This is a genomic window from Leifsonia tongyongensis, from assembly GCF_010686705.1.
Taxonomy (GTDB): domain Bacteria; phylum Actinomycetota; class Actinomycetes; order Actinomycetales; family Microbacteriaceae; genus Diaminobutyricibacter; species Diaminobutyricibacter tongyongensis.
Genome location: NZ_JAAGWY010000001.1, coordinates 1036437 through 1048604, shown reverse-complemented (window position 1 = coordinate 1048604; position 12168 = coordinate 1036437). Strand labels below are relative to the sequence as shown.

Sequence of the window (12168 nt, the reverse complement as noted above, 5' to 3'; positions counted from 1 at the left end):
CTTACCGTCCCCTCGGCCGATGCTCCTCGCGACCGCGATCTTTCCGATCAGCACGAGATTGACGCCGGAACCACGGCGGCCGTGATCTGTTCGGAGCGACAAAGAGTTTGGACCATGGAGGCGACAAGATATCTGGCACCCCGCAAAATCGCACGGCTCGCAGCGACGATTTACGCGGTCGTTCACACAAACACCCCTAGGGTGGGACAGAACTGTCCACGTCACTCCGATGAAGGAGATTGAGCGCCCATGTCACGACTACGCCCGAAAGTGGTTCTGTGGTGGGGCATCGGCCTCATCGCCGGCGGCCTGGTCCTGGACTACGCGGTGCAAGGCATCATGTTCGCGACGACGAACGGGCAAGGCTCCAATCCGCTCGATCAGGCGATGCTCGGCATCTGGATGGACCTGCTCAACGCCGTGAACCGGACGGCGCCGTTCATCGGAGCGGCACTGATCGGCGCCAGCGTCGTGATGTTCTACCTGGCGAAGAATCTTCTCCCGTCGGCGAGGGTACCGGCTGCGACCGTGCCGGCTGCGACGGTGCCGGCCGCGATCGTGCGGGATGAGGCAAGCGGGGAACGCGCAGGCAGCGCCGACTGATCGGGGGCCGACTAAACTGGGGAGGTTCCACCGCCCAACGAAAGAGGTCGCCGAGTGGCAGCCGCCCCCATCACCCAGAAGTCTTCAGGGTATTGGACCGTTCCCGTGGCGCGGGCGGTGGTAGCGCTGGTCGCAGCCGCTGTCGTCACGTTCAGCGCGAACCACTCCGCCACGTTCGGGCTCCTCGTGTTCGGCGCCTACGCAGTCGTGGAAGGGCTGCTGGTGGGCATCCTGAGTCTGCGCACGGTCGCCGACCGCACGCTGCGACGTCTTTTCGTCCTTCACGGCATCGTCGGCGTGATCGCCGGGGTGCTGGCGCTTACGCTCTCAGGCAGCGGCCTGGGGCTCTTCCTCTACCTTGTCAGCGTGTGGGCGGCTCTCACCGGATTCATCGAGCTCTACTGCGGGGTACGCAGCCGGTCGAAAGACCCATCGGCACGCGACTGGATGATCGTCGGCGGCTTCACAGCAGTGCTCGCTATCGTGTTCCTACTCATCCCCTCGGATTCCGTTCTCGCGGTCGGACTGTTCGGTGCTTATGCCGTGATCGTCGGCGTCTACCTCGGTATCGGGGGATTCTCGCTCAAGTGGGCGGCACAGCATGCGTCGGCCACCGAGCACCCCATGGAGAGCGGATCATGAGCCGCAAGAAGGATTCGAACGTGCCCGCAAATGCGCCCGCTGCCCCCGGCAACGTGCACCAGCCCACCCGCAAAGACCGCTTCCGGCCGGTCGAGTTGCTCGTCATCTCGGCGATCCTCGCCGTCTTCGTGGGGCTGGTCGTGCTCATGTCGACGCGGCAGCTGCTGCTCGCCTCGATCTTCCTCGGCATCGCCTTCATCGTGGCTCTCGTGGGCCTCGCGATGTTCTCGCTCGCGTTCAAGCCGAACGCCGAAGAGGTCAGCGACCTCGAGGAGCAGAACCGGGGCGACGACTCCACGCACTGACACCACGGGGGTTTCCTTCGGACACCTCGGGATGCGCGACCAGCGTGCGCTTCGCTGCGAGCCAGAACACGATAGCGGTGAAGGCACCCCCTTCGATCAGCAGGCGGCTCTCGGTGAGGCTTTGGACGAGGGCAGCGACCAGGAAGAGTATCGGAGTCAGCCGGACGAGCGGGCTGCAGGGAACGTGTTCCGCATGCTTGATCGTCGCCGTGATGTTCGCGCTGATCATCATGGCGAAGGCGAGGAGCCCGAATATCCCGACCTGCAACCAGACGTCGAGCCATGCGTTGTGAGCATGCAGAACCTGAACGCCGTTGCGTCGAGCGATCGTTCCGAGGGGTTCAGCCCACGGCGCCCAGTACCCCGACCATCCCCAGCCGGTGATGGGGCGCTGTTCGACATACCGCCAGACAGCCGCCCAGATCTCAGCGCGGCCGGTCAAGTCCGATGATTTACCGAACACGTCCAGGAGCGCAGATCGGAGTGGTTCTGTGCAACTGACAGCCGCGCTGCCGAGGACGCCGGCCGCGAGCGAGGTCACCGCCCATCCTCGGTGCGTGGACCAGAGCACGAGGACTCCGGCGACCACGGCGACGACGACTGATGCGATCAGGACGGTTGCGGCCCGGGTGAGCAGCATCGTGGCAAGGGCAACTCCGAACCACGCGATGGCTTGTACACGTCGGACACGTGAATGCACGATGCGCAGGACGCTCACAATCGCGAGCAGGAGGGCAACCATTGCCAGCAGGCTTGAGTTTCCGGTGATGCCCTGAATCTTGCCCGAGCCGAACAGCTCGTCCCGGGACCAGTAGAGCACTGTCGGTGGATCGATCGTTCCTGCGAGATAGGCCGGAAGGATGGGGCGACGGATGATCACAGCGACGATCAGTTCGAAAACAATCGACAGTCCGACGATCCAGCGCAAGGCGCTGGTTGCTGCGTTGACGAGCTCGGCTATGGTCAGGGTCGACGCGAGCCCGACGGCGACGACGACGATGGCCACCTGGATGGCAGCCGCAGCCGCAGTCACGACCGGATATGAGGACCAGACGATCGACAGCGCGAGCACGCATGAATAGACGATGAGGGTCCACGGTACGGGCAGTCGCCTGGGCGCTTGCCACGCAATCCAGACCCCGACGCCGACGACGATCGCCGCGATGACTCCGAACAGGATCCATCCGCCGAGACCGCGCCAGAAGTCGCCTGCCCACCCTGTGAAGAACGTGAACGCAGCGAACGCACGCAGCAGGCGTGGCCGGTGGTCGGCCATCACGGGCGACGCCGGCTACGCTCCAACGCACGCTGGAGGAGAACCGCCGACAAAAGAATCGGCAGAAGCAGGAACCCCTGGATGGCAGCGAGGAAGATCCGGATCATGACATCACCCCCCGGCCCGTCTCCGCGTGAGCAGGTGTGAGCGGGCGGCCTCGTACATGCTGAGAACAGCAGTGGCGTGGTAATCGGGCTCGAACGCGGCGAAAGCCTTCCGCGCCGCGGCACCGGCAGTCACGACGATGTCGCGTTCCAGACAGAGTCGCTCAATGGTTTCGGCCATTCCGGCCGGGCCTGCCGGGGCGAGAATGCCTGCGACGTCCAGGCCTTCCGTGAGGCGTCGGTCGACGTAGAGTATGCCGCGGCCCTCTCTCAGTGCTTCAACGACAACCATCGGCTGGTTGTCGAACCCGTCGGACGTCAGTGCTACGACGTGCGATTCGCGGATGAGGTCGTGCACGTCTGCGTTCGGAACGGAGCCATGGAAGCGGATCGCTCTCGCCCTCGCGGCAAGTGCTCGGGCCCGGGGGAGGTCAGGGCCATCCCCGACGATGTCGACGGTCAGTGCGCCTTCAGAAAGCGTGTCGAAAGCGAGGACGCTCGCCTCTACGAACGGAATGAGACGCTTCTCGGGCGCGCACCGCCCGATCCAGAGCAGCCGGAGCGGGCCGGTGACGGGGATGGTCGCGCGTGCCGGCCTCGGGAGAGAGGCAGGGGGATGAAGAACTGTGTTCGGGAGGACCCTGACGTTGCTCGTACCGGCGGCGCGCAGGGCCTCCGCCTGGTGTTGTGACGGCGAGATCACGATGTCGGCGAGGACAGTCGCGTTCGTTGTGACGCCGCGCAGGACATCCCCGATCGGGTCGCCGGTCGCCGTCGGCACTCCGACTCGCTGCCGGGTGAGCGCACCTAGAAACCAGCGGGCCAGCGTGGCGATGGGTCGAGCGAACCAGCGGAACGGGCCCCGCCAGAAGAACGTGTGCACAGTCATCACTGAGGGGAGGCCGAGCTCGCGCGCGACCTCGAGCCCTGCAACAGCGAGTCCGAACTCGGAATGGGCGTGAACGGAGGTCACGCCTTCGCGCCGGAACAGCGAAGACAGGCGGGACCTGAGGCGTCGACCGTTCGCGAACAGGGGCAGCCCGGTGAACGGAATCCGGAATGCGGGTAGTGCATGAACGTGCAGGCCCGCGGTCATGGCCGGAGGAGCATGGTTGGGCACGACGAGCACGACGCGGGCGCCGGCGGCGACGAGGCTGCGACACTCCGAGAGCATCGCCGTCTGCGCCCCGCCCACGAAGTCAAGGCCGTAGTCGCAGACCACGGCGACCACCTCGCCGCGACTTCGGGGAGCAGCCACGGTGAAGGGCAATGCGCCCGGATCGCGTTCGCCGCTCATACAACGGTCTTGACCGTCGGCACGAATGGATTCATGGCTATGCGTTCTCACAGGGCGCGATGGGATTCCCCTTCTCTTCACCGAGAAAGGACGCTCAACGCGAGAATCGATAACGCGATTTTCCGAGACGATTCGGGGCCGCTACGCGCTGGCGTCGCGGGATCGCATGCGATCCTTATAGCTCCAGCGCGCAGTTACGCGCGGCCGAGGTGGTCGACGAGTCGCGGAGCGACGCCGATGTAGGTGCCCGGCGTGAGCTCCAGCAGCCGCTCCTTCGCCGCCGCGCCGATATCGAGCCGCTGAACGAACTCGACGAGGTCGTCGCGGCCGATGCGTTTGCCGCGGGTGAGCTCCTTGAGCAGCGCGTACGGGTCGGCGATCGACGAGCGTCCGGCCGAAACCTCAGCGCGGATGACCGTCTGGATGGCCTCGCCGAGGATCTCCCAGTTCGCGTCGAGGTCGGCGGCCAGCAGGTCGCGGTCGAGGTCGATCTGGCCGAGACCGCGCTGGATGTTGTCGAGCGCGAGCAGCGAATGCCCCAGTGCAACGCCGATGTTGCGCTGCGTCGTGGAGTCGGTCAGATCGCGCTGCAAGCGGCTGGTGACGAGTGTGGCGGCGAGCGAGTCGAGCAGGGCGGAGCTGAGTTCGAGGTTGGCCTCGGCGTTCTCGAACCGGATCGGGTTCACCTTGTGTGGCATCGTCGACGAGCCGGTCGCTCCCGGTTCGGGAATCTGGCGGAAGTAGCCGAGCGAGATGTAGGTCCAGATGTCGGTGGCCAGGTTGTGAAGGATGCGGTTGGCGTGCGCGATCCGGTTGTAGAGCTCGGCCTGCCAGTCGTGGGATTCGATCTGGGTGGTGAGCGGGTTCCAGTCGAGGCCGAGGCTCGTGACGAACTCCTGTGAGATCTGCTGCCAGTCGGCCTCGGGATCGGCGACGAGGTGCGCGGCGAACGTGCCGGTCGCGCCGCTGAACTTGCCGAGGAATTCCGTGCCGGCGATCTGGAGCTGCACACGCTCGAGCCGGTAGGCGAAGACCGCGAGCTCTTTGCCCATGGTCGTGGGTGTCGCCGGCTGCCCGTGGGTGCGCGCGAGCATCGCGTCGTCGCGATACTGGTGGGCCTGCGCCCGCAGTTCGGCAATGACGGCGCGGAACTTGGGCAGCCAGACCTGGTGGATGGCCGCGCTCACCGTGAGCGCGTACGCCAGGTTGTTGATGTCTTCGCTCGTCGCGGCGAAATGCGTGAGTTCGGCGATGTCGTCGAGCCCGAGTGCGTGAAGCCGTTCCCGCACCAGGTACTCGACGGCCTTCACGTCATGCTTCGTGCTCGCCTCGAGTTCGGCGAGCCGATCGATCTCGGGCTGGCCGAAGTCGTCTGCAAGGGCGCGCAGGGAGGCGATCTGCTCGGCGGTGAGGGGGGACGAGCCGAACATCCGGTGCCCCGTGAGATAGATCAGCCATTCCACTTCGACCTGCACGCGTGCGCGGTTGAGCCCCGCCTCGGAGAGGTAGTCGCCGAGGCCGACCACCGCGGAACGGTAGCGGCCGTCGAGAGGGCTGAGCGGCTGGGGAGGCAGGGCGGTCATGGGGCTCCTTGCGAACGGGACGACAGTACCCATTCTTCCGCAGAATGCCTGAAGCCTTTCCGCGCTCGACCCAGCGTCAGCGAGAGCGCGTGACCGGGCGGAAGATCAGCCCGATGAGCCAGGAGATGATCGAGAGCACCAGCGCACCCCAGAACCCCGCCCAGAACCCGTCGATGTAGAGCCCGAAGCCCAGCAGGCTGCTGATCCACGCGACGAGGAGAAGTAGCAGAGCGTTCACCACGAGTGCGAGCAGCCCGAGCGTCAGCACGTAGAGCGGGAACGCGACAATACGGATGAACGTGCCCAGGATGCCGTTGACCACCCCGAAGATCAGCGCGATCAGCAGGTAGGTGAGGAGGGTCGGCAGCTGGCCGGGCGCGTACGGCTTGACCGTGACACCATGCACGATGAACGTGGTGAACCAGAGAGCCAGCGCATTGATGATGAGCTTGAGGAGGAATCTCATGGGACCACTATGGCAGTGCGGGTCGCGGTGGTCGAGGAAGTAATTCCCGCTGTGGAATGTGGACGCCGCTAAGTTGGACCTGTGAGTAACTCTGAGCTGCCGGGCGTGAAGCTGCGCCCGGAGATCGTGTCCGTGGCCGCCTACAAGCAGGGGCGTCCCGCTCCCGCGGACGGCTTCAAGCTGTCGAGCAACGAGAATCCCTACGCGCCGCTTCCCGGCGTGGTGGATGCCGTCGCAGCGGTTCTCGCCGACCTCAACCGGTACCCGAACGCGGGTGGCCTCGCCCTCCGGGGCCGACTGGCCGAGCGCCACGGTGTCGAGGTCGGGCAGGTCCACCTCGGCAGCGGCTCCGTCTCCTTGCTCTCCCAGCTCATCTCCGCGGCCGCAGGACCTGGCGACAAGGTCGTCTACTCCTGGCGCTCGTTCGAGGCCTACCCGGGGCTGGTGACGGTCGCGGGCGCGACGAGCATCCGCGTGCCGAACCGCGCCGACGGCAGCCACGACCTGGACGCGATGGCGGCCGCCATCACCGACCGCACGCGCGTCGTCATCGTGTGCACCCCGAACAACCCCACCGGCACGATCGTCACTGCGGGCGACTTCGAGGCGTTCATGGAGAAGGTCCCCCGCGACCTCCTCGTGCTGCTCGACGAGGCCTACTACGAATTCGTGACGAACACGTCGAGCGTGGACGGCATCCCTCTCCTCTCCCTCTACCCCAACCTGGTCGTGCTCCGCACGTTCTCGAAGGCATACGGGCTGGCGGCGCTCCGGATCGGCTACGCCGTGGGGCCGGAGCGCATCCTGGATGCGGCACGCTCCGCCGCCATCCCGCTGTCGGTGACCGATGCCGCCCAGGTCGCCGCCCTCGCTTCGATCGACCTCGAGGACGAGCTGATGGAGCGAGTGGCGAGGATCGCGATGGTGCGCGATGACCTGCGTGCCCGTCTCATCGAGCAGGGCTGGGTCGTGCCGGAGGCGCAGGGCAACTTCGTCTGGCTCGCGACCGGAGAAGAGACCGAGTCCGCGAACGATGCCTTCTTCGACGCGGGCCTGACCGTGCGCGCCTTCCCGCCTGAGGGCATCCGGATCAGCGTCGGCGAAGCCGCGTCTGTCGACAAACTCCTTCAAGTTGCGGGAGATATTGTGCAGAACCTACCAAATGGGCATCCGGCCAAGCGGTTAGGTTAGTACGGTGGCTGCCTCGATGGAATCCCCGCGCCCAGCGCCGTTCGTACAACTCCTGACCCCGGAGGGGCGGTTCCAGCCGAGCGAATCCGCAGCGGAGTACGTGCCGTACCTCGAACGGCTGACCGAGGACGACTACCGCCGGTTTTACCGCGACATGGCCGTGGTCCGCAGGTTCGACCACGAGTCGGCGAACCTGCAGCGACAGGGGCAGCTCGCGCTCTGGGTTCCCAGCCACGGCCAGGAGGCCGCGCAGGTGGGATCGGCCTACGCCACCCGCCCCCAGGACCACATCTTCCCGTCGTACCGCGAGCACGTCGTCGGAATGATCCGTGGCCTCGACCCGGTCAACATCCTCCGCATGCTGCGCGGTGTCACCCTCGGCGGGTGGAATCCCGCCGAGAACGGCAACTTCCACCTGTACTCCCTGGTGCTCGGCACGCAGAGCCTTCACTCCACCGGCTACGCGATGGGCATCCAGTTCGACGGCAAGACCGGGACGGGCGACCCCGAGACCGACGAAGCCGTCATCGTCTACTTCGGCGACGGTGCGTCCTCGCAGGGCGACGTCAGCGAGGCGCTCGTCTTCGCTGCGAGCTACCGGACCCCGCAGGTCTTCTTCCTCCAGAACAACCAGTGGGCGATCTCCGTGCCGGTCGAACGCCAGTCGCGCACCCCTCTCTATCTGCGCGGCAGCGGCTTCGGCATCCCCGGCACCCGCGTCGACGGAAACGACGTGTTGGCCAGCTTCGCCGTCACGTCGAAATGGATGGATGACGCCCGCGCCGGTTACGGACCCGCGCTCATCGAGGCGCTCACCTATCGTGTCGGCGCCCACACGACGGCGGACGACCCGACGAAATACCGGACGGAGGAGGAGCTGCAGTCGTGGATCGCGCGCGATCCGATCGCCCGCTACCGCACCTACCTCTCGGACCTGGGTGTCGGTGACGCGTTCTTCGCTTCGGTCGACGAGGAAGCGGCCGACATTGCGGCGGATGCGCGCCGCCGGCTTCTCGAGGTCACTCCCCCGCCGATGGACGTGATCTTCGACCACGTGTACTCGGAGCCGCATCCGCTGATCGCCGAACAGAAGGAATGGGCGCAGCGCTACGAGGCGTCCTTCGATGAGGAGCGCGCATGAGCGACCTGAACCCGAGCTACCCGGTGATCGAGGAGGCCGAGATCGTCGAGGACGCCGAAGTCGTGGAGGACGCGGATGAGCCCGAGCCCGAGCCCGCATCCGCCGAGCCGGCCGCCGCATCCCCCGAGCCCGAGCCCCAGCCCGAGCCCGCATCGGTCGCCCCGTCCAGCCCCGTCGTGACGCTCCCTCTCGGCAAGGCCATCAACAAAGGCCTCCACGACGCCCTCGCGAACGACCCCAAGGTCCTGCTCATGGGTGAGGACATCGGCCCGCTCGGCGGCGTCTACCGCGTCACCGAAGGGCTCCACGCCGAGTTCGGCCCGAACCGTGTGCTCGACACACCGCTTGCCGAGTCGGGCATCCTCGGAGCCGCCATCGGTCTGGCCATGCGCGGCTACCGCCCCGTGTGCGAGATCCAGTTCGACGGGTTCATCTTCCCGGCGTTCGACCAGATCACCACGCAGCTCTCGCGGATGCGCAACCGGCACGAAGGCACGATCACGATGCCGATCGTGATCCGGGTGCCATACGGCGGCCACATCGGCTCGATCGAGCACCACTCCGAGAGCCCCGAGGCGTACTTCGCGCACACGCCCGGCCTGCGGGTCGTCAGCCCGAGCAACTCGCACGACGCCTACTGGATGATCCAGGAAGCGATCGCATCCGACGACCCTGTGCTCTTCTTCGAGCCGAAGAGCCGCTACTTCATCAAGGGCGAGATCGACCTCACCGACAGCGTCGCCCCGCTGCACGCCAGCCGCGTCGCCCGGGTCGGCACCGATGTGACCGTCGTCGGGCACGGCGCCATCCTGTCGACCCTCCTGCATGCGGCCGAACTCGCTGCCGAGGAGGGGACGAGCCTCGAGGTCATCGACCTTCGGTCGCTCGCGCCGATCGACTACGGGCCCGTGCTCGACTCGGTGCGCAAGACCGGCCGGCTCGTCGTGGTGCAGGAGGCGTACGGAAACGTGAGTGTCGGATCCGAGATCGCCGCGACGGTGGCCGAGAAGGCCTTCTATTTCCTCGAGGCCCCGGTGATCCGCGTCTCCGGCTGGGACACCCCGTACCCGCCGTCGAAGGTCGAGAGCATGTTCCTCCCCGACGCCGACCGGGTGCTCGAGGCCGTGGACCGAAGCCTCGCATACTGACCCGCACACGGGCATCCCGGGCGAACCGACCGAAAGAAGCTGCAGCATGAGCGAATCGAAGTTCCTCCTCCCCGACGTCGGCGAAGGCCTGACCGAGGCGGAGATCGTCGAATGGAAGGTGGCGCCTGGCGACACGGTATCGGTCAATCAGGTTCTCGTGGAGATCGAGACGGCGAAGTCGCTGGTCGAGCTGCCGTCGCCGTTCGCAGGGACGGTCGGCGAACTGCTGGTGTCCGAAGGGCAGACGGTCGACGTGGGGACTCCGATCATCACCGTCTCGTCGAGTTCGGCGGATGCGGGCGTCTCGCTCGGCGCGCCGGCGCACGGCTCGACCCCTGAGGTCGACGAGGCCGCGGCCGACACCGCCGCGAGCGTCTCGCACGAGACGGACGACAAACCTGCGCCGCTCGTCGGCTACGGCAGCACGGGACACGTGACGAGCAGGCGCCGCCGGGTGACGCATCCGGGGACCGCCGCCATCCCGGTCGTCGAGGCGCCGGGAGCGACCACGCAGCACGGCACCCACGCCGCTCAGCCGACCCAGCACGTCCCGGCGCGGCCGGAAGCCGCCACGGCGCCCGCCTCGTCGGTTCCCGTGATCGCCAAGCCGCCCATCCGGAAGCTGGCCAAAGACCTGGGCGTCGACCTCGCGGTGGTCACGGCGACCGGTCCGATCGGCGACATCACCCGCGACGACGTGCTGCGCGAAGCCACCCAGGCGAGCGTGTTCCGCAACATCCAGACACCGGAGTGGCCGGATGCACGCGAGGAGCGCATCCCCGTGAAGGGTGTCCGCAAGGCGATCGCGCAGGCGATGGTCTCGAGCGCGTTCACGGCACCGCACGTCAGCCTGTTCGTGGATGTGGATGCGACCCGCACGATGGAGTTCGTCAAGCGCCTCAAGAACTCGCCCGACTTCGCCGGAGTCAAAGTGTCGCCACTGCTCATCATGGCGAAGGCGATGATCTGGGCGGTGCGCCGCAACCCAACGGTGAACTCCACGTGGACCGATGAGGAGATCATCGTCCACCACTATGTGAACCTGGGTATCGCGGCGGCGACCCCGCGCGGGCTGATCGTGCCGAACGTGAAGGAAGCGCAGGCGATGTCGCTGCTCGAGCTTGCGGGGGCGCTCGAACGGCTGACGCTCACTGCCCGCGACGGACGCACCCAGCCGGCGGACATGGCCGGCGGCACGATCACGATCACGAACGTCGGAGTGTTCGGCATGGACACGGGTACGCCGATCCTGAACCCGGGCGAAGTGGGCATCGTCGCGCTCGGCACGATCAAGCAGAAGCCGTGGGTCGTCGACGGCGAGGTGCGGCCGCGCATGGTCACGACGCTCGGCGCCTCGTTCGACCACCGGATCGTGGACGGGGATGTGGCGAGCCGCTTCCTCGCGGACGTCGCGGCGATCATCGAGGAGCCTGCGCTCCTGCTCGATTAGGCACGGTGTTGATGATGGTTTTGACAATCATTATCAATTAGGGCTAAATTCATGGAGTGCCCAGATCACTCGTCTTCGTCGTCGCCACCGTCTCAACGCTCCTGCTGGCGGGATGCTCAGCGGGCGCATCCGGAACCGGGGCGACCGCATCCGGAACCATCCCGGTCGTCGCAAGCACCAACGTCTACGGCGACATCGCCGCGACCATCGGCGGTGACGCGGTCGCTGTGACCGCCTTGATCACCAACCCGGCGCAGGATCCCCACTCGTTCGAGGCCAGCGCGCAGAATCAGCTGGCCCTCTCCAAAGCCGCGATCATCATCGAGAACGGCGGTGGCTACGACGACTTCATGGGCACGATGATGAAGGCCGCTCATACGAAGGCAACGGTCCTCAACGTGGTCGACATCTCGGGCAAGAAGCCCGACGCGAACGGTGACCTCAACGAGCACGTCTGGTACGACCTGCCCACTGTCGCGAAGTTCGCGGACACGTACGCAACGCAACTCGGTAAAGCCGACCCGTCGAAGGCGGCCACGTTCACGGCGAACGCCGCCGCGTTCACGGCGAAACTCACGGCATTGCAGTCGCGGGAGGCCGCGCTCAAGACGAAATACGCGGGCGAAGGGGTTGCCATCACAGAGCCCGTACCGCTGTACATGCTCGACGCGATCGGACTCGTCGACAAGACGCCCCCGGCGTTCAGCCACGCGATCGAACAGGGCACGGACGTCTCCCCCGCCGTGCTCAAGAGCACGGTCGACCTTTTCCGTGGCGGCGCGGTGAAGCTGCTCGCCTACAACGCGCAGACGAGTGGTCCCGAGACCGACAAGGTCATCACGGCAGCGAAGAGCGCCAATGTGCCGGTCGTGCCGGTGACCGAGACACTCCCGCCGGGCAAGGACTTCATCGGCTGGATGAGCGGCAACCTCGACGCCATCGCCGCAGCCCTTGGCAAATGA

The 12168-nt window shown here is 66.5% G+C and carries 12 protein-coding genes; 8 read left to right on the top strand and 4 right to left on the bottom strand.

Annotated features, from left to right (window positions below):
- The first annotated feature begins 249 nt into the window (after nucleotides 1-249).
- The 3 genes from G3T36_RS05065 to G3T36_RS05055 are packed head-to-tail and all read left to right on the top strand — an operon-like array spanning nucleotide 250 to nucleotide 1550.
- Nucleotides 250-603 (top strand): hypothetical protein, encoded by a 354-nt coding sequence (locus G3T36_RS05065; protein ID WP_163288440.1) that lies wholly within the window; start codon nucleotides 250-252, stop codon nucleotides 601-603.
- Nucleotides 604-657: 54 nt separating this feature from the next.
- Complete coding sequence (locus G3T36_RS20125) at nucleotides 658-1245, top strand: DUF308 domain-containing protein (RefSeq protein ID WP_163288438.1); 588 nt, start codon at nucleotides 658-660, stop codon at nucleotides 1243-1245.
- On the top strand, nucleotides 1242-1550 hold the full coding sequence (locus G3T36_RS05055) for a hypothetical protein (RefSeq protein ID WP_240148251.1): 309 nt from the start codon (nucleotides 1242-1244) through the stop codon (nucleotides 1548-1550). The genes G3T36_RS20125 and G3T36_RS05055 overlap by 4 nt, the downstream gene beginning before the upstream one ends.
- On the opposite strand, the gene G3T36_RS05050 is transcribed toward G3T36_RS05055, so the two are convergent.
- From G3T36_RS05050 to G3T36_RS05035, 4 genes are all read right to left on the bottom strand, one after another.
- Nucleotides 1504-2826 carry an O-antigen ligase family protein gene (locus tag G3T36_RS05050; RefSeq protein ID WP_163288436.1) on the bottom strand — a complete coding sequence of 441 codons (1323 nt, stop codon included), beginning with the start codon at nucleotides 2824-2826 and terminating at the stop codon, nucleotides 1504-1506. The genes G3T36_RS05055 and G3T36_RS05050 overlap by 47 nt on opposite strands.
- A 111-nt stretch (nucleotides 2827-2937) precedes the next feature.
- Nucleotides 2938-4227, bottom strand: coding sequence for a glycosyltransferase family 4 protein (locus tag G3T36_RS05045; protein WP_163288434.1), 1290 nt, complete (start codon nucleotides 4225-4227; stop codon nucleotides 2938-2940).
- Nucleotides 4228-4421: 194 nt separating this feature from the next.
- Nucleotides 4422-5810, bottom strand: coding sequence for an adenylosuccinate lyase (purB, locus tag G3T36_RS05040; RefSeq protein ID WP_163288432.1), 1389 nt, complete (start codon nucleotides 5808-5810; stop codon nucleotides 4422-4424).
- A gap of 76 nt (nucleotides 5811-5886) precedes the next feature.
- Nucleotides 5887-6276: a phage holin family protein gene (locus tag G3T36_RS05035; protein WP_163288430.1), complete on the bottom strand. Its 390-nt coding sequence runs from the start codon at nucleotides 6274-6276 to the stop codon at nucleotides 5887-5889.
- Between the two features lie 81 nt (nucleotides 6277-6357).
- Between G3T36_RS05035 and G3T36_RS05030 the strand changes: the two genes are divergently transcribed.
- Genes G3T36_RS05030 through G3T36_RS05010 form a run of 5 tightly spaced genes read left to right on the top strand, consistent with a single transcriptional unit; the run spans nucleotide 6358 to nucleotide 12168 of the window.
- Nucleotides 6358-7467 (top strand): histidinol-phosphate transaminase, encoded by a 1110-nt coding sequence (locus G3T36_RS05030; protein ID WP_338031469.1) that lies wholly within the window; start codon nucleotides 6358-6360, stop codon nucleotides 7465-7467.
- A 16-nt stretch (nucleotides 7468-7483) separates the two neighbouring features.
- Nucleotides 7484-8608 (top strand): thiamine pyrophosphate-dependent dehydrogenase E1 component subunit alpha, encoded by a 1125-nt coding sequence (locus G3T36_RS05025; protein ID WP_163289083.1) that lies wholly within the window; start codon nucleotides 7484-7486, stop codon nucleotides 8606-8608.
- Complete coding sequence (locus G3T36_RS05020) at nucleotides 8605-9756, top strand: alpha-ketoacid dehydrogenase subunit beta (RefSeq protein ID WP_163288428.1); 1152 nt, start codon at nucleotides 8605-8607, stop codon at nucleotides 9754-9756. Before G3T36_RS05025 ends, G3T36_RS05020 begins: the two co-directional genes overlap by 4 nt.
- Before the next feature lie 46 nt (nucleotides 9757-9802).
- A complete protein-coding gene (locus G3T36_RS05015) occupies nucleotides 9803-11206 on the top strand; it encodes a dihydrolipoamide acetyltransferase family protein (RefSeq protein ID WP_163288426.1) in 1404 nt (467 codons plus the stop codon).
- Nucleotides 11207-11262: 56 nt separating this feature from the next.
- On the top strand, nucleotides 11263-12168 hold the full coding sequence (locus tag G3T36_RS05010; RefSeq protein WP_163288424.1) for a metal ABC transporter solute-binding protein, Zn/Mn family: 906 nt from the start codon (nucleotides 11263-11265) through the stop codon (nucleotides 12166-12168).